The following is an 18,630-nucleotide window of genomic DNA, read 5'->3' as shown; positions in this document are numbered from 1 at the left end:
GAGGTGACAGGTTTGGCGAAAAAAATCACGAAAGCCATCATCCCGGCAGCAGGGTTAGGAACCAGGTTCTTGCCTGCCACGAAGGCGATGCCGAAAGAAATGCTTCCGATCGTCGACAAACCCGCAATTCAATACATTGTGGAAGAAGCGGTCGCGTCGGGGATTGAGGACATTATCATTGTAACCGGACGGAACAAAAGAGCCATTGAAGACCATTTTGACAGTTCGCCCGAATTGGAACATGCCTTGAAACAAAAAAATAAGCAGGAGCTGCTTGAGGCGGTTCAAAAATCTACGCATCTTGCCGAAATTCATTACATACGCCAAAAAGAGCCGAAGGGACTCGGCCATGCCATTTGGTCTGCGCGAAAGTTTATCGGTAACGAACCTTTTGCCGTTTTGCTCGGAGACGATATTTTCCGCGGGACGGAGCCGGGGCTAAAGCAATTGATTGATAAATACGATGAACTGAAAGCTTCCGTGATTGGCGTACAACAAGTGCCGCACGATCAAACGCACCGTTATGGCATTATTGCTCCCGTTGACGGGGGAACAACGAAAGATCGCCTCTATGAAGTGGAACGTTTCGTGGAAAAACCGTCTCCGGGACAAGCGCCTTCGGATTTGGCGATGATCGGTCGATACGTCCTCACACCGGAAATCTTCGATTTTCTTGGCGAACACCAAATCGGCGCAGGCGGAGAAATTCAACTGACGGACGCGATTGAAAAACTGAATGCACAGCAAAACGTTTATGCGTATAACTTGGCCGGCGACCGGTTCGATACGGGAGAGAAGCTTGGATTCATCGAGACGACGTGTGCTTTTGCGCTTGAAAATGAAGAACTCGGATCCGATGTTTTGAAGCTGTTAAAAAGACTCGTCAAATCGTACGATAACAAGTAAAAAAAGCAAGGCTGCCGTTGTGCAGCCTTGCTTTTCACGTTAAACCTTCATCCCGCTCTCCATTAAAGCCTTATGCAGTTCATCAACCTCGTTCCGGAAGGAACGAGATTCGAAGAATTCGCGATCGCGGGAGGCTTTGAGACAAAGTTCGTACAGCGTTTTAAAATCGGCGTCGATGTCCGGGGAGTTTCGCAGTTCGTCGAGATCGGTTGCGCGGTGGCGCAAGCCGGGGTCGACAAAATCATCGAGCTTTCGTTTTAATTCGGCGTCGTCGTCCGGCCACGGGAGATTTAGGGAATCGGCTATCATTCGCATGCTGCCGAAACTGTCGTCGAGAAAATCGTTGTAATCGATCATGACGCGCGGCATGTTTTCGGTTCCGGCCAAAACGGTTAGCGTTCGGACGTACCAGAGCCGCAAGGATTTTTGCGTTTTGTCGTTATAAGCTTCCTTAAACGAATCGGCGACATCGATCGGATTGCGAATCATGATCACGGCGCTCATGGCCATTGACAGTTCATCGAGAATTTCTTTCCAAAGATCGAGGCATTCGCAGTTGCGCGGATCTTTCCATGCCCAATATTGTTTATTGGCGAATTCGTTTTTCGTCATTCGCTTCAACTGTTCTTTATACGGCCGGATTTTCGGATTTTCCTGCCAACCCGATTCGTACGGGCGCTTCCAACGCATCACTTTGTTGATCTCTTTTTGAATATCGACGACTTTCTTGTTTTCCCAGAACCCTTTCGGGTTCTTTTCGTTCGTCTTGATAAACTCGTTCCCAATGTCCACCCCAAGAAAACTTAAGGAGCGCGTAACCATCGACGTTCCGCATCTTCCCGAACCGAGGACGGCAATCCCTTGGCTTTTCGGCTGGGTCTTCAACCAGGTTGACAACGTTTTTCGCAGCAAGTTGGCGTTCATCCAATCGCCCCTTTCGGCAGGTTAGCTCGATTTTTCAACCGATGTCGGTTGGTTTTGCCCGATACTCGCGGGCTCCTCTTGATCAAAAACTTTCCTTACGACGTATTCACTTGCCTTGCCGGTTTCGAACTGACAATATTTCGCTCTGAATTTCCGCAAACGTTCTCCGTATTCGAGTTTGTATTTCCTTATATCCTCAATGCTGTCGATCAACGCCTCGGTCGTCTTCACGAGCGGCCCTGGCGCTTCTTTTTCAAGATCCATGTAAAATCCGCGAAGCTGGTCCCGATAGTATTCGAGATCATACGTAAAAAAGAACATCGGACGGTTCAAATTCGCATAATCGAACATCACGGACGAATAGTCGGTCACCAGCATGTCCGCGATCAAATACAGTTCTTGAATGTCACCGTAAGAAGACACGTTATAGGCAAACCCGCGATAATCCGAGAGATCCAACGCGTTTGACACGAAATAATGCAAGCGGAGAAGCACGACATAATCCTCTCCGAGACGCTCCTGCATCCGGTCAAGATCCAACTGCAACTGAAAACGGTTTCTGACGCGCCATGTTGGAGCATATAAAATGACTCGCTTGTTCTCCGGAAGCCCGAGCCGTTCCCGAATGGCAGCCTCCGCACTTTCCGAATGTTTTTGTTTCAGCACGTCGTTCCGCGGAAAACCGCATTCGAGTACTTCATTCTCGTACAGATAACATCTCTTCACCAAATCCGTCATGTATCGGCTTGGGGAGGTGAGATAATCCCAGCGGCTGCAACGTCTTAAAAATTTCCGGCGTTTCTCCGGCGTGTCGGCTTCACCGGGTACGTCGAGACCCATCGTTTTTAAAAATGTGCCGTGAAGCGTTTGCACTTCGACAGCCTTCTTCCGCTTTTCGTAAAAGTCTGGGAAGTTGGCATTGTTGATAAAATATTTCGCGGTGGCGAGATGGTAATAATATTTCCATGAATTCTTTCGCACAGGAACTCCGGATCCGTTGATCGGCACATTCTCGTTGTTCAATACCCAGATGCAGCGGTAATCCGATTCTTGCTGTTGTAAATATTCGTAAATCGCTCGTGGATTGCAACTGTACGACCGGCCCCAATAACTTTCGAACACGACCTTTTTCTTGTTCATCGGCAGCCAGCGAAACAGCGGATACCCCACTTTTCGAATGATCTCCTGCCTTCTCGGTCCCCGCTCGATCCAATCCCAATGCAGCTTCACGTGCAAGTTCAAATTACCGTCGACCGTCCGGTACGGAAGATGGTTCAACCCGGAGACCGTCAACTTTGGAAACTTCGCTGCTCGTTCATCACTGACATTGATTTTTCGCGCCTCCACTTGCAAACGCCCTTCGCGGCGGCGATGCATTTCGAACATCACCTTCCATTTTCCCGTATCCAACTTAGCTCTCCCGCATTCATCAAGCAAAGCAAATTCGCCGGAAAACGTGCCTTCCGCGGTTTGTTCGCACGTCGTTTGCAAGACGGTCCCGCTCTCCGTATGATGCAGGGCAAGCACGCATTCGGTTTGTGCTTCCGCAGCAAACGGCTTCGGAAACGCGAAATCCACACGCAGGCGATTTTCGTTCCAGCTTACGTTTCTCATCACCGGTTGAATTTTTCGGGATTCGATGACCAAATTGCCTGATGCTCCGATTTTCACGACCGCCTCCCGATCGTGTTGAATGAAACGTAAGTCCTCCAAATTTGCTAAAACGGACAACGGCAATGATTCTTCCCCATGCACGACGCGGGCGCTCCATTCCTCCTTCTCGCCCGTCCCTTTCAAACAGTCGAGCGGCAACCGCGACTGGAAGCGAAAACGCTCCGCGGCCGGCTCGCTTTTGACCGCCTCCAACGGAAAGCGGTGGATCACCGGTTCGCGCGCGTTCTGCCACTCCACTTTTACCGATGCGGATGAACGGTCTACCCAGCCTTCCAACAGCAATTCATCCTTTTTCAAAGTGATGTCGTCGACGTATGAGGGCAGCTGTCGGACTTCAACCGTCAGATCATATGCACCGTTGTAATGAACAAAAATCAATCGCTCCCCTGTCTGGTTCACAGGAGGCCGCGGTTTCTTCCCTTTCACCGGGCCGCCGGCACGAAAATGACGGACAAATCCATCGACGTCGAGCGTAAACCAAAGTTCCCATTTGCCGTATCCGAGATTGGCGATTGGCTCGCTCGTGAAATCGATCTCCATCTCATAACCGGACCAATGATAGTTGTACAATCGTTTCAACGGACGCTTGTCGTCGACGCGAATGCCTTTCTTATGCGTGACATCGGTTCGCTTCACAAGCTTGACCGGAACTTCCGTTTCCGCGTCAGTCTCGGGATTTCTTAACACCGCCCGCAAGCGAACCTTGCTTTTTCGTTTCATATCTACTTTCTTAATATAATTATGTCCTGTGATCGTAAGCCGATCGCCGTTCCATTCGACACGCTCAATTTTCGCGACGGCCTGCAATTCATCGTCGAGCCTGTACAAGGACTTTGGCAGCTTGTCTCGATAAGGATAATTCCCGTAATACGCGCCGCCTTCTTTCACAATCTTCGTTTTCGCCATTTCATTCTTTTCGAACGCCAACACCGACAAGAGCTTTTCCTTTTCCCCGCGTTCAACGAGGTAGTACTTCAGTCTGTCGATCGCATGCAGCCGTTCCAATGCGCGCACGTCGATTTTATTCAAATAATCGGCGGTTTTTTCAAAAAACACGTCCAAGTAGTCCTCATCGACTTCGTCGAGCTGATTGAGGTACATTTTCAAGTCGAGACTCAAAGCCTTGTAATCTTTCAATTCCTTGAGTTGGCCGGCAATGCCTTGTTGTTCAAAGAACGCATCAACCATTTCCATTACCGCGAAGCGGTCAAGAAAATTTCGCAGTTCATGGCGCTGCTGGGTGATGGACCGGTCTTCCCCATCACGTGCCCGCCAATAATAAACGACATCCGTCAACACATTCGTGCAGTCTGAATGATAATGAGCGGGAATCGTCACTGGCAAATCTTCGTACAAAATGCCTTCTGGAAACGCAAACGCGTGGTCGTCCCAAAAACTTTTTTTGTACAATTTGTTCCAAGACGTTGTATCGTACAACAGTTCCGGACTTTCAGTGAGACGGGTCCGAAACTTTGTTTCTTTAAACACTTTTTTGTGCAAACCGGAACGATAAATTTTCTTTGAGTTGAAACGCTTTACGTTTCCGATAACAAGATCCGCATGGCTCTCCGCCGCCGATTCGTACATTTTTCGATAGGCATCTGCGGCGACGTAGTCGTCGGAATCAAGAAAGGCAAGATATTCACCAGTCGCAAACTGGATGCCGTAATTGCGTGCCTGCCCGAGGCCGCCGTTTTCCTTATGATAAGCGTGAAAATTCGCATGGTTTTCCGCATATTCGTCAACAATCGAACCGCTCAGGTCGGTCGATCCGTCATCGACGAGAATCACTTCGAGTTCCTCAAGGGTTTGTTCCGTCAAAGAATCGAGACATTGCCGCAAATATTCTTGAACGTTGTAAACGGGAACTATGACACTGACTTTCGGAATCAATGTTTTCACTCCTTTCTGACGCGTTTCTCGGAAGCTCGTGGCGATTGGAGACTTTGGTTCCTTTCAACTGCCCGAAGCAAGGCGCAGTCGATGAATTGTCCGTTCTCGAAATTACGTTTCGGATGTTCTTCGTTTTCCCGATTCGGCGATTCTCCCGCTTAGAAACGGGGATTTTCAACCTTGTCGTACAACCGGCGGATTTCTTCAGAAAAGGCTTTTGATTCCAAATACGATTGGGAATGAACGCCTTCCAGACATAACCGATATAACGTCTTGACGTCTTCATGAACATCGGGCTTCTGCTCCAATTCCTCCAACGTCGTTCGATTATGTTGAAGGTTCGGATCAATAAAATCGTCCAGTTCGGCTTTTAAGGATCGTTCATTCTCCGGCCACGGCAAGTCGAGCGCCGTCGTAATTCTTCTTAACGTTTCCAGACTGTTGTCGAGCATCTCGTCGTAATCGACGAGCACTCGTTTCTGTCCGGTTGTCCCGACAAGCGAGAGCAACGTGCGCATATACCATTGGTGCATGGCAGAGTCTTCTTTCCGCTCATACGCCTCCTTGTAAGAGGCGGCGACATCTGCCGGATTGCGCACCATAATCAAGTAATACGCGTGCACGCCGAGTTCGTTCAAAAGATCTTTCCAGATCGCAAGACTTTCAACCGTCCGAGGATCTTTCCAACCCCAAATCGGCTGACCGGCAAACTGTTCTTGCAACGAGTTTTTTAATTGTTTTTTGAATGGACGGATTTCGGCTTTCTTTTCCCACTTTTCCGGAAACGGACGCGGTCCGAGCGTTTTTTTGATTTGCTTGTGCACGTCCACAATCACTTTGTTTTCCCAAAAGCCTTTCGGATTCGTATGATTTTCCTTTATAAACCGGGAACCGAGATCGACCCCGACAAACTGAATGGCCCGGGCGGCCATTGACGTACCGCATCGTCCCGAACCGAGAACGGTAACCGCTTTGCTGCCTTCCAACAAAGATCCGCGGTCAGCGGCAAACAACTTTTTCAACAAGGAAACGGCCATTGGATCACGCTCCTGTTCGCTAATGGCTCTTTCTAATCGAGGCGTGTTTCATTCGCTGCCGGATTCGGTCGTATTCCCGAAAAAAACAGCGTCAACAACTTTCCGGCTCGCCTCTCCGGATTCGAATTGGCAATACTTCTCCTTGAACGTTTCCAACTTCTTTCCGTACAGCTTTTGATAACTTTCCTCATCGACGATTGAATCCATTAATTGATTCGTCGTCTTCACGAGCGGTCCGGGGGCTTCTTGTTCCAAATCGATATAGAATCCCCGCAATTGGTCCCGGTAATATTCGAGGTCATACGTGAAAAAGTAGATCGGCCGCTGCAAATTCGCGTAGTCGAACATCGTCGACGAATAATCCGTGACCAGCATGTCGGAAACCAAGTACAGCTCTTGAATATCGTCATACGCCGAAAAATTGTAGGCAAAGCCGCGGTACGGAGTCACGTTTACTGCTCTCGCAGCCAAATAGTGCAATCGGAGCAGCACGATATAGTCGTTCCCAAGCCTTTCTTGCATTTCATCCAAGTCCAGCTCAAAACGGAATCGATTCTTCACCCGCCAGGTCGGAGCATATAAAATGACTTTCTTGTCGAGCGGAAGGCCGAGTTTTTGCTTGATCGCCTCGATAGGTTCGCGGTGATTGCGCTTGTAAAGCACATCGTTTCTCGGAAATCCGACTTCCAAGTGGGTACGGTCAAACTGATAGCACCGACGCGTAATGTTCGTCATATACTTGCTTGGTGACAACAAATAATCCCAACGAGCGCAGCGGGCGAGAAATTTCTTTCGTTTTTTCTCCGATTCGAGTTCTCCGGGCACGTCCAAGCCCATCGTCTTCAAGAACGTTCCGTGAAGCGTCTGTACTTCGACCGCATCGGCTCTTTTTATAAAATGATCGGGGAAGTTGGCGTTATTGATAAAATATTTGCCTCTTGCCAAGTAATAATAGTATTTCCACGATCCAATCCGCACCGTTTTCGCCCGGCCTTTCACCGGAGTGTTCTCGTTGTTTAGCAACCAAACAAAGCGATAATCAAACCCTTGCTTGACCATGTATTCATAGATGGCCCTCGGATTGCAACTGTACGATTTCCCCCAATAGCTCTGAAAGACGACTGTTTTCGTTTGAATCGGCAGCAGGCGGAACACTTTGTACAGCTTGCGGACCACTTCTTGACGACGCGGGCCGCGTTCCAACCAATGCCAATGCAAAAGCACTCGAACGGACAAGTTTCCCGCTTTCGTCCGGTACGGTTTGTATTTCAACCCCGATTCGATTTGCTGTTCAAAATCGGGCGATTCTTCCTCGACAAACACCCTTCGCCGTTCCGCGAATGTTTCCTTATCTTTTATGCCGTAAACTTCAAAGTATACATTCCACTTTCCAGTGTCGATAAAACCTTCACGAATCACCGGGCCCGATTCAGCTCTGTATACGAAGTCATTTCCTGATGACTCTGTCGGTACATGGGTCAGCAGATCGATCGTTTTCCCTGATTCTTGATGAGAAAGCGTCAACTTAACGTCTTCCACGCTGTCGAAACGAGCAAAATAACGATGGTACACTTTAACGTCGATAAACAGCTTTCGGTCTTTCAACGAAAACCGCTGAAGGACGGGGTGGAGATAGCGATATGTCACATTCAAGTTTCCGACGGGTGTTGTGCCAAGCCTGATTTCTCGGTAATCGCGGGGAAAGCTCTCCCCGGAGATTTCCTTGATGACGGTCAACGGTTTTCTTTCCCCGCCGTGGTCAAGAAAGAAAATCCATTGCATAGGGTCGACGGTCTCTTCCAGTTGACGCAAAGGCACGATGACTTCGAATGCGTACTCCCCAGCGGCATCCTCTTTGTCAAGCGCATATTCGTGCTCGATGCCCGCAGCAAAATGGACGATTTTCAAACGCGTCTCGGATAACGGAAACTTCGTCCAGCCTTTCAGGAAAAGAAAATCGTCCTTGATTTGCAAGTCGGAGATGGCGGAGTCGAGCGAGGAAACGGACAGGAATAAATCCCCGCGATGGTTGTATCGAACGAGCACACGTCGCTGCCGGTATACATGACAGGGCGGATGTGCTTCCCTCCCGTTCACGGGACTCCCTGCACGGAATTGCCTCGTCACTCCGTCGACTTCAAGGCGAAACCATAGTTGCAGCCGGGCCGTGCCCAAAGCGGCAATCTCCGGTCGATCGAAATCGATCAAGCAGACGAAACCCGACCAGTGAATGTTGTACAGCCGCCTAAGCGGAATTCGGCTCGGGATTTTCACTCCTTGCTTATGCGTCACGTCTGGACGCTTCACGAGTTTCACTGGTACATCGACCGTCTCGTCCGTTTCCGGATTTTTTAAACAAACGTTTAATTGAACTTTCCCGGGCCGGTCCATGTCGAGCTTTTCGATGAAACCAAATCCTTTAATTCGCAGTTCGCTTCCCGACCATTCAGCCGATTCTACTTGACGAACCACTTTCAACTCGTCGTTCATTACGAGCAGTTCTTCCGGCACTTCGTCCTTGAACGGAAAATTTCCATAGATTTTTCCGTTGTTCTTCAACACTTTCGTCCGTTTCATGCGGGTTTTTTGAAAATGAAGCACGTGAAGCAATTTGTCCTTGTCTTGCTTGCGGACAAAGTAATATTTCAAACGATCGATCGCGTTCAGTCTTCGGAACACGCGGTCGGGAATGTCCTGCAAATAGGTGGAAACTTCATTCACGAAAACGTCTACATAATTCTCGTCGACCCGGTCCAATTGATTTAAATACAGACGGAGGTCCAAACTTAAATTTTTGAAGTTTTTCTCGTCCTCAAGTTCCCCGTGAATGTCGTGCTCCCGGAAAAACTCGTCGTTCCGGCGGATTACAGTCAAGCGATCAAGAAAATTGTTCAACTGAGTCCGCTTTTGTGTAATGGATTTGTCCTCGCCTTCCCGTTTTCGCCAAAAATAAACGGTGTCCGTCAACACGTCCACCGAAGTAGCGAGAAAATGCGCGGGAATGGTTACCGGAAGATCCTCGTACAATATGCCTTCCGGGAATGAAAAACCGTGCTTTTCCCAGAAAGATTTTTTGAATAATTTGTTGCATGCAACCGTATCGTACATTAACTCTGTGTCGCGCGTAATATGTGCTTTCCTTTTGTTTATACGAAACACTTTTTGATGCAACGCGGACGGAAACGTTTTTTTCGTCGTGTAACGCACAACATTTCCGGTCACGATGTCCGAACCGGTTTTCCGCGCGCTGCGATACATTTTTTCATAAGCGTCCTCGGCGACCATATCGTCGGAATCGACAAACGTTACATATTCCCCTTGCGCATGACGCAAACCGAAATTACGGGTATGACCCAGCCCCCCGTTTTCTTTGTGAAAGGCTTTGAAATTCGCATGCTTTGCCGCGTACGCCTCGATGATCTCCCCGCTTCCGTCGTTTGACCCGTCGTTCACCATGATCACTTCAAGATCTTCAAGCGTTTGCGCCGCCAACGAATCGAGGCAATCCCGCAAATACTTTTCAACGTTGTATACCGGAACAATGACGCTTAATTTCGGTTTTCTCATCGGTTTTGTCCTCCCGACAGGGACAAAAAGGTTATTTGGCCAACATTCTTGCTGTCCCGTTTTGTTTTTGCATGACCTTTTCCTTATACCTTTTCTTCTCTTCCTTGGACATCGCCTTGTATTCTTTTATGAATGTTTGATATTTCGGAATCACATCATCAATCGACCCGTAAGCGCGGATTTCCCCGCATTCAAGCCATAACGCTTTTTCACAAAACTGTTTGACTTGGCCGATCGCATGACTGATGAAGAAAATCGTCTTGTTCTGTTCCTTGAAACGATTCATCTTATCCAAACATTTGTCGGCGAACGTCTGGTCACCGACCGACAAAGCTTCGTCAATCACGAGAATGTCCGGATCAATCGTCACCGAGATCGCAAACCCAAGTTTCGATCGCATCCCGCTCGAATACGTCTTCACCGGTTGGTCGATGAACTTGCCGACTTCGGCGAACTCGATAATCTCCGGTTCCAGCCGCTGAATCTCCTTCTTGCTGAAGCCAAGCATTAGGCATTTCAACTCGATGTTCTCGCGGCCGGTCAACTGATTGTTCAGCCCCGACGCGATGGCGATCAACGCCGTCTCTCCATGCGTCTCGATCGTCCCTTCCGTAGGAGGAATGACACCTGCAATGATGTTCGACAACGTCGATTTTCCTGAACCGTTGACGCCGACGATACCGATGACGTCCCCTTGATTCGCCTCGAAACTGACGTTTTGCAATGCGTAGAAATCTTCCCCGTACCCGTTCGGATGGACGAGATCAAGCAGCTTCTGCGAAGTTCTTTGGTACATTTTATATTTTTTTGTCACGTTCTCGAGAATGACGGATTTGGCCATATGGGTTCACTCTTCTCACGTATTAAATATATTCGATGAAACGGTTGCGGAATTTGACGTGCATCGACGCTCCGAACAGCATGACGGCGATGACAAACACCCAAAAGTAAATCGTGTATTGCCAATGCTGCACGAGATACCACTGGTCCCCAAGCAGCGAGTGCCGGTATCCTTCAACAACGTAATACAAAGGATTTAATTTCATGATAAACGGAACGTATGAGTAATCGGAATTCACAAATTTCGCCGGATCCCATAATATCGGCGACAAGTAAAGCAGCATGCGCAACGTCGCTTGAATGAACTTCTGGATGTCCGGAATGATGACAGAAATCGTCGACGTTACCAAACAAATGCCGAACAGCAAAACGAATGCTGCGAACATGAAATAAGGCAGCTGCACGAGATAAAGCGACGGGAAGAAACCGAAAAACTGTAAAATAATAAAAATGACAGCGACCAACAACAAATGCGTATAAAATTTCGACATGATGACGTACGTCGGAATGACGCTCATCGGAAAATTCATCTTTGAAATCATCTTGATCCGGTTGTAAATCGATTTCGTCCCGTGCAAAATCGCCGGATTGGCAAAAAACCAAACGACGATGCCCGCCAGCATCCAGGGCAAAAACGGAACGTCCCCGCGAATCGTTTCGCCGCTTCGCAACCCGGTACCGAAAACGAACCAATAAATCGCAATCAAAATCATCGGGCTGAGAATTTCCCAGAACATCCCGAGGTAGTTTTTGTTATTTTCAATTTTGATCTCAAAAAAAGACAGGCGGCAAATCAAATAAAAGCTCTTGAATTGTTCTTGAATGACCGTAACCATCGATTTCATAACTTTTCCCTTTCCGTGAATATGCGGTCTGCGACTCTTTTCGAGGATACCCCGCTTTCAAGATAACAAAACTTTTGATAAAAGTCGTTAAATCGCTCCGACACGGTGAAACCCAAAGCAGCCATTTCCTTGAGTTTTTCGATGACTTGTTCGGAAGTGTTCACAATCGGGCCGGGCGCCTCATTTTCAAGATCAAAATAAAAGCCGCGCAGCTTATCGCGGTAGCGATCGAGATCGTAAGCGAAAAACAAGATCGGACGCTTCAAGTTCGCATAATCGAAAAATACGGATGAATAATCGGTAATGAGTGCATCGGAGATCAAATAAAGATCCGTGATATCTTCGTAATTGGAAAAATCATAAGCGAACCCTTTATACGCTTTCAAGTCGAGTCGATCCGCGATCAAATAGTGCATTCTCAGGAGAATGACAAATTCATCTCCGAGCTGTTCCTGCATGTCCGCCAGATTCAACGGAACGTTAAACTTGTATCGCCCTTTTTCATAAAATTCATCGTCACGCCACGTTGGAGCGTACAGCACGACCTTCTTGTCCAAAGGGACGCCGCACTTTTCCTTCAAATCCCGAATCGCCGCTTCGTTATTGAGTTGATGCAGGCGGTCGTTCCGGGGATATCCGGATTCGATAATCGCATCTCGATCGTAGTGAAACGCTCGCTCGAAAATCTCCGATGAATAAGCGTTCGGGGAAACGAGATAATCCCAGCGACTCGACTCCTTGCGGAAATTATTACGATAGTTTTCCGTATTCGTGCCGGGCATATGCACTTCGCGAATGTCGGCGCCAAGTTTTTTCAACGGCGTTCCGTGCCATGTTTGCAAATATACGGTATGCTTCGGCTTCTTCATCCAGAGCGGAAGACGAACGTTTGTCACCCAATATCCGGCGCGAGCCATCAGCCATACCCATCGGATGGTAAATCGTTTGACATATCGAACGTTTCTTTCTTCAAAGAGCGATGCATAGTGCGGATCTGCGCTCCAAATCATCGTGTATTCCGGGTGTTCGTCCTGCATGTATTCGTATAGCGCACGCGGATTGCAGCTGTATTGTCTTCCAAAAAAACTCTCAAAGACGATCAACTTTCTTCGTGCCGGCAAAAGCGCGACGATATGAAACACCATGCGGTAAATTCGCACGACCCCTGTCGTAACCCATTTTGTCCATTGATTCATCTCATATCTTTCCCATCAGAAAACCGGTTCCTTCCGCTCGCGGGCGCTCCATTCGGCTTGTTTCCCGCCTTCGACAAGATAATCAACCACGTTTTTGCTGGATTGCCCGGTGGAATACCGGTTCCATAGTTGTGAAAACCTCTCAATGCGCCCCATGTCGAACTCGCCTTTAAGCAAGAGTTCGATGACCGACTTTGTGTCATTCGTTACCGGCCCGGGAACGATCGATTCGTAATCCCCGAAATAGCCTCTCTGCCGCTTGTATTCCTGCTGATCTTTCGTAAAGAAAATCATCGGCCGGCGCAACAACGAAAATTCATAAGGAATTGAGGAGTAATCGGTAACGAGAACATCGGTAATCAACAAGAGCTCGTTTACGTCCGGATGGTCGGAATAATCGAAAACAAAGCCCGGATGTGTTCGTTCGTAGTCGTTTCGGCGGGTGACCGTTGGATGAAAGCGCAGCAACAATACGTGGGTGTCCTTCAATGCCCGTTCCATCGAGTCGAAATCCAAACGGCATTCAAAACCATCTCGTTGGCCGTCACGAAAAGTCGGCGCGTATAAAATGACTTTTTTGTCCTGCAAAGCCGGATTCGCATTCCGCAGCTGCTCCGTGATGCGCTCGATTTTTTCCGAGTCGAAAAAAAGATCCGTTCGTGGAACTCCCGTCCTGATCATGTTTTCAGGCGGCAAATCAAAAGCTTCGGTAAAAATTTCAGCCATCGCTTCCGAGCCGACAGCCACTTTGTGAAAGCGTTCGTACACTTTGCGGAACCTGCGAATCGCTTGTTTCCGGCGTTTCGGCACGGAGCGGTCCTTCAAGCCGAATTTCTTAATCGCGCCGGCCGCGTGCCACAACTGTATACATTCCACGCCTTCCCGAAATTCAAACGCCGACAAAATCGCGAAATAATTATCCAAAATGATCGTCTTGGACGTCGCCATATGGTAGATCGACCGCAGCCAATCGATCGGATTTCCCGAATCTAAACGAAGGGCACGAACGCCTTCAACGGAATCGAGCACATACGGACACGTTTTTTCGTATAAAAAAACGACTTCACAAGCGACGCCCCGCCGTTTCATTTCCTCCAATACGTAAATGCTGTTTTGGCCGAAAGAGGTCAGAAAAGTCACCTTGCGTTTCAACCGGAAGGTTTTAAAAAAGGCAAACATCACCTTGCACACTTGCAAATACAAGGTGATGATCGTTTCTTTAACCATTTTTCGCCGTCAACAAGTCCCGTTTGATTTTCGTGGAAGAAATACCGACCGTTCGCGGCAAATATACGACTTCGCAATAATCCTTCAAGAAGTCGAAGTGACCTTTCCAATCATCCCCCATCACGAATAGGTCAACGTCATGTTCCTTGACGTCCTGGATTTTTTGGTCCCAGGAATTTTCGGGAATGACTTCATCCACGTAACGGATGGATTCAAGAATCGTTTTTCGATTTTCGTAGCTGTAATAGGCTTCTTTATTTTTCAAAGCATTAAATTCGTCCGTCGATACCGCCACGATCAAATAGTCTCCAAGACTTTTCGCGCGTTGCAGCAAATTAATGTGGCCCCAGTGGAGCAAATCAAACGTACCGTACGTCAATACTTTCTTCATAGATAACCTCTCCTTTGTAGGAGTTTCTCAAGGGATTCGTGAATTTCGTATAATCATTACCCGAATTTCATCGATCCTTAACATTTCCATCGTATAGTGACCTTAACAGTTCCGATTTCCTTAAAGTTACAATCCGTTTTCACCCTACACATTATACGTCGCCTAAAGGAAGAAAACAACTTTTTACGGAAGAATCCGCGCTTTGCCTGCAATAACTTTCGAACGCAGCCGACGATTGTTGTCTGTGGATGTTATTGCTCCTGTGAACGATTGCCTAAAGATTTTTTCGCAAAACTCTCGCCTTGACCGTCTTTAAGAGGAAAATAGGTAATACGGTCATTCGTTTCCACCGCGACGGACGTTGAATCAGCCGATACAGCCATTCGATGTTCAATTTCTGCCAAGCAACGGGCGCCCGCCTCACCTCTCCGGCTAACACGTCGAAACTGCCGCCGACACCGATGAACAACCCTTTTTTGAACAGCTTTCGGTATTTGGCGATCCATTGCTCTTGTTTGGGTACGCCGAGGCCGACGAAGACGATGTCTGGTTCGCACTTACGAATTTCAAAAGCGATCGCTTCTTCTTCCCCGTTGAAATACCCGTGGTGATACCCCGCAATTTCGAGATCCGGCTGTTCGCGCTTTACGCGTTCCACCGCCCGCTCGATCACTTCGGGGCTGGCTCCGAGGAAATAAACCGTGTATTGTTTCTCGCAGCATAACGACAGCAGCTGCATCATCAAATCAAACCCGGTCAACCGCTGCTGAATCGGATTTCCGATAATTTTCGAACCGATGACGACGCCGACTCCGTCAGGCGTCACGAGGTCAGCCGTATCGACGATCGAATAATAATCACGGTTTTTTCGGGCATGCATGACGATTTCCGTATTGGCGGTAACGAGAAAAATATTTTCCGACTGCGCCAACCTTCCGTCGAGATGATCCACGAGTTGTTCCATATCGGTGTTGATGAAATTCATGCCCATGAGATTAACTGTTTTCAAGTGCACTCTTCCTTTATCCTCAATCGATCCCGGGAACCGATGATGATCCTTCTTTGTCTCTACAATCCTATCACAAACCAATGATAAATATACGAGTAATCACCCTCTAAAGTTTCGATTCTCCTATATAAAAACTGCCCGTAAAGGCAGTAAGTTTCATTTTCATTTCAATTTGGCGGCAATTTTGTTTCGTCTTATTGCAGAAACCCTTCACTCTCTAAGTAGTTGATCACCTGTGCGACTGACTGTTCGATCGACTGGCGATCGGTTTCGACCATCAATTCCGGTTTCTCGGGCGCTTCGTAAGGAGCGCTGATTCCGGTAAAATTCTTGATTTCGCCGGCCCTCGCTTTTTCGTACAACCCTTTCGGATCCCTGCGTTCGCATTCGCCGACATCGCATTTCACGTAAATTTCGATGAATTCATCTTTTTCGAGCAGTTCTCTCACGCCATCGCGATCTTCTTGATAAGGAGAGATGAAGGCGCTGAGCGTGACGACCCCCGCATCGACGAAAAGTTTCGCCACTTCGCCGATTCGGCGAATGTTTTCTTTGCGGTCTTCCGGAGTGAACCCGAGATTCTTGTTCAATCCGTGGCGAATGTTGTCACCGTCCAAAATGTACGAATGGACGCCGCGGCGATGCAATTCCTTTTCGACTTCAACCGCGAGCGTCGATTTTCCGGCTCCCGAAAGCCCGGTGAACCATAGAACCGCACTTTTGTGGCCGTTCATCTTTCTCCTGTCGTGCTTTGTTACCTTTGCCTCGTGCCAAGTAATGTTTGTCGATTCCGAAACCATAAAATCACCTTTTCAAAGTTTAAATTAAACCCACACCATGTCAACGACAACAAGTGTAACGATCATGACGATGATTGTTAACGGAAGTCCCACTTTGTAGTAATCCGTAAATTTATACCTTCCCGGCCCCATGACTATCAAGTTCGTCTGATAGCCGATCGGAGTGAGGAAGCTTGCGGATGCAGCAATGGCCACGACGACCGCGAACGCCATCGGATCGGCACCGACTTGGTCAGCCATTTCCGTCGCAATCGGAAACATCATGACCGCAGCGGCATTATTCGTAATCATTTCCGTAAAAATGTTCGTAAGCAGAAACACGAGCAATAAAATCGCCAGCAGCCCGTACGGCTCGGCAAATGAAACCAGCCCCTCGGCGATCCATTTGGCTGCCCCGGATTCGGTGAGCGCCGCACCAATGCCAAAAGCACTCGCTACAAGCAGCAGTACGTTGAATTGGACCGATTCCTTCGCCTCAGTCGGACTAACGATCCGCAGCAGCAATAACAAGACGACGGCGAGGCTCATCGCCTTGAACATCGAAAATACATGAAACGCCACAAGCGCGATTAATACAACGAGCACGCCAATCGTCAACAAGCCTTTCTGCGTATCCTTCTTAGTCAAAAACGGGTTGCCCATCGGAGTGACAACGTAAAAGTCGTTGAACAAATGTTTCCGCTGTTGAAAGTCGGATCCAGCCAGCAAAAGCAATGTATCTCCGGGTTGCAGCACGATATCCCCGACTTTGCCTTTGACCCGCTCATTGTTGCGATGGACAGCAATGACCGCAGCATCGTATTTCCCCCGGAATTTCGTGTCCTTAATCCTTTTCGACAACAGTCCGGATTGATGGGAAACGACCACCTCGACGAGTTCGGTGTTGCCGTTTTTCAATAAATCGAGCGACAGGTCGGCGCCGGGATCGAGCCGGAGGCCTTTCGTATTTTGCAAATCCGCGATGGTTGACACGTCACCCGTGAAAATCAAGCGATCTCCCGCTTTCATTACAGTTGTTGACTTAACCGGCGAGACGCGTTCGGATTCGCGAATGATTTCAATCAAGAACAACCCTTTCAAATTCCGCAGGCCGGCATCTTCAATTGTTTTTCCAATGTGTGGATAAATCGGCTCGACGATCATTTCTGCGAGATATTCCCTGCTGTTTTCGTCTACCGCGTTCGTTAAAGCGCGATAATTCGGCAAAATCTTATAACCCCAAGTCGCCAAATAAAGAAGGCCGAAAAGCGTTACGGGAATGCCGACGACTGCCAGTTGAAACACGGAAAATCCTTCGCCGTATTTTTGCAGCATCATCCCGTGTACGACGAGATTCGTAGACGTTCCCATTAATGTAATCATCCCGCCCATGATGGTCGCATACGACAAAGGGATTAAAAATTTCGACGGCGAGATGTTATGTTCTTCACACCATTTGCGGATAAAAGGAGTAAATGTGACAACGATCGGCGTATTGTTCAGAAACGCCGACATTCCCGATATCGGAAACATCATCCGCCACATCGCGGTCCGCGGATTCGGACTTTTCGTTCCGAGCATGTAAGAGATCGCCCGATCAAACAGCCCGCTTTTCTCAACCGCACCCGCAACAATAAACAACAAGGCAATCGTCAGCATGCCTTGATTCGAAAATCCTTTGACCGCTTGTTGAGGGCTGATGACGCCAGTGATCATGAACAAAATAAGCGTCACGAATAAAATCATGTCGGGCCGCGCGATTTCGCGCACGAGCCCGACGAGCATGAGAAAGACCACGGCCAAAACGAATGCAATTTCCAGAGTCAATACCGATCACGCCTTTTGGATGATGTTATTGCCGCATACCTTTAACCAGTACTTCGGCGACTTCCGGACGCGAGAACTCCGGCGGAGGCGTCTTTCCGTCCCGAAGCATCGCGCGTACTTTCGTGCCGCTCAAAATGAACCGGTCTTCGTTCGAATGCGGGCACGTTTTCGTCGAAGCCATGTTCATGCACTTCTTACAATAAAAACTATGCTCGAATTTGAAAATATGCATCCCGATTTCTTGTTCGAACCGCCCGATCAGTTTCTGGGCGTCATATGTCCCATAATAGTCACCGACACCAGCATGATCGCGGCCGACGACGAAATGCGAACAGCCGAAGTTTTTGCGAACGAGCGCGTGGAAAATCGCTTCACGCGGACCGGCATAACGCATCGAAGCCGGATTGATCACAAGACGTACGCGTTCGAGCGGATAGTAATGCTCAAGCAGCACTTGATAGCTTTCCATCCTCACGTCAGCAGGCACGTCATCGGATTTTGTCTCGCCGACGAGC

Annotated in this window: 13 protein-coding genes and 1 pseudogene; 1 reads left to right on the top strand and 13 read right to left on the bottom strand. The window is 48.4% G+C overall.

The annotated features are described in order from the left end of the window. Positions 1-3: 3 nt before the first annotated feature. Positions 4-906 (top strand): UTP--glucose-1-phosphate uridylyltransferase GalU, encoded by a 903-nt coding sequence (galU, locus tag VFK44_01680; protein HET7627073.1) that lies wholly within the window; start codon positions 4-6, stop codon positions 904-906. Between the two features lie 39 nt (positions 907-945). Here galU and VFK44_01675 read toward each other — a convergent pair whose 3' ends face one another. The 13 genes and pseudogenes from VFK44_01675 to sat all read right to left on the bottom strand — a co-directional run. After that, complete coding sequence (locus VFK44_01675; GenBank protein ID HET7627072.1) at positions 946-1,830, bottom strand: sulfotransferase; 885 nt, start codon at positions 1,828-1,830, stop codon at positions 946-948. Positions 1,831-1,851: 21 nt separating this feature from the next. Then, positions 1,852-5,397 carry a CDP-glycerol glycerophosphotransferase family protein gene (locus VFK44_01670; protein ID HET7627071.1) on the bottom strand — a complete coding sequence of 1,182 codons (3,546 nt, stop codon included), beginning with the start codon at positions 5,395-5,397 and terminating at the stop codon, positions 1,852-1,854. A 158-nt stretch (positions 5,398-5,555) separates the two neighbouring features. Continuing rightward, positions 5,556-6,434 (bottom strand): sulfotransferase, encoded by an 879-nt coding sequence (locus VFK44_01665; GenBank protein HET7627070.1) that lies wholly within the window; start codon positions 6,432-6,434, stop codon positions 5,556-5,558. A gap of 48 nt (positions 6,435-6,482) precedes the next feature. Then, a complete protein-coding gene (locus VFK44_01660; GenBank protein ID HET7627069.1) occupies positions 6,483-10,001 on the bottom strand; it encodes a CDP-glycerol glycerophosphotransferase family protein in 3,519 nt (1,172 codons plus the stop codon). A gap of 31 nt (positions 10,002-10,032) precedes the next feature. Continuing rightward, on the bottom strand, positions 10,033-10,842 hold the full coding sequence (gene tagH, locus VFK44_01655) for a teichoic acids export ABC transporter ATP-binding subunit TagH (GenBank protein ID HET7627068.1): 810 nt from the start codon (positions 10,840-10,842) through the stop codon (positions 10,033-10,035). A gap of 22 nt (positions 10,843-10,864) precedes the next feature. After that, positions 10,865-11,686: an ABC transporter permease gene (locus VFK44_01650; protein ID HET7627067.1), complete on the bottom strand. Its 822-nt coding sequence runs from the start codon at positions 11,684-11,686 to the stop codon at positions 10,865-10,867. Further along, positions 11,683-12,825: pseudogene (locus VFK44_01645) on the bottom strand (CDP-glycerol glycerophosphotransferase family protein). The gene VFK44_01650 and the pseudogene VFK44_01645 overlap by 4 nt, the downstream one beginning before the upstream one ends. 72 nt (positions 12,826-12,897) lie before the next feature. Continuing rightward, positions 12,898-14,109, bottom strand: coding sequence for a CDP-glycerol glycerophosphotransferase family protein (locus tag VFK44_01640; GenBank protein HET7627066.1), 1,212 nt, complete (start codon positions 14,107-14,109; stop codon positions 12,898-12,900). Beyond that, entirely contained in the window at positions 14,102-14,500 is a 399-nt protein-coding gene (gene tagD, locus VFK44_01635) for a glycerol-3-phosphate cytidylyltransferase (GenBank protein HET7627065.1), read from the bottom strand. Before tagD ends, VFK44_01640 begins: the two co-directional genes overlap by 8 nt. 274 nt (positions 14,501-14,774) lie before the next feature. Further along, positions 14,775-15,515 (bottom strand): WecB/TagA/CpsF family glycosyltransferase, encoded by a 741-nt coding sequence (locus tag VFK44_01630; protein HET7627064.1) that lies wholly within the window; start codon positions 15,513-15,515, stop codon positions 14,775-14,777. A gap of 188 nt (positions 15,516-15,703) precedes the next feature. Further along, entirely contained in the window at positions 15,704-16,309 is a 606-nt protein-coding gene (cysC, locus tag VFK44_01625) for an adenylyl-sulfate kinase (protein ID HET7627063.1), read from the bottom strand. Between the two features lie 24 nt (positions 16,310-16,333). Next, a complete protein-coding gene (locus VFK44_01620; protein ID HET7627062.1) occupies positions 16,334-18,115 on the bottom strand; it encodes an SLC13 family permease in 1,782 nt (593 codons plus the stop codon). A 25-nt stretch (positions 18,116-18,140) separates the two neighbouring features. Beyond that, positions 18,141-18,630: sulfate adenylyltransferase (gene sat, locus VFK44_01615; GenBank protein ID HET7627061.1), on the bottom strand; the 490-nt coding region annotated here is incomplete at its 5' end.

Source organism: Bacillales bacterium (assembly GCA_035700025.1).
Taxonomy (GTDB): domain Bacteria; phylum Bacillota; class Bacilli; order Bacillales; family DASSOY01; genus DASSOY01.
This window is presented reverse-complemented; position numbering and strand designations above follow the sequence as displayed.

Bases quoted from the DNA above. Each gene is read 5' to 3' on its own strand.
- VFK44_01675 (HET7627072.1), bottom strand. From the start codon at position 1,830: ATGAACGCCAACTTGCTGCGAAAAACGTTGTCAACCTGGTTGAAGACC.
- VFK44_01665 (HET7627070.1), bottom strand. From the start codon at position 6,434: ATGGCCGTTTCCTTGTTGAAAAAGTTGTTTGCCGCTGACCGCGGATCT.
- VFK44_01660 (HET7627069.1), bottom strand. From the start codon at position 10,001: ATGAGAAAACCGAAATTAAGCGTCATTGTTCCGGTATACAACGTTGAA.
- tagH (HET7627068.1), bottom strand. From the start codon at position 10,842: ATGGCCAAATCCGTCATTCTCGAGAACGTGACAAAAAAATATAAAATG.
- VFK44_01650 (HET7627067.1), bottom strand. From the start codon at position 11,686: ATGAAATCGATGGTTACGGTCATTCAAGAACAATTCAAGAGCTTTTAT.
- VFK44_01640 (HET7627066.1), bottom strand. From the start codon at position 14,109: ATGGTTAAAGAAACGATCATCACCTTGTATTTGCAAGTGTGCAAGGTG.
- tagD (HET7627065.1), bottom strand. From the start codon at position 14,500: ATGAAGAAAGTATTGACGTACGGTACGTTTGATTTGCTCCACTGGGGC.
- cysC (HET7627063.1), bottom strand. From the start codon at position 16,309: ATGGTTTCGGAATCGACAAACATTACTTGGCACGAGGCAAAGGTAACA.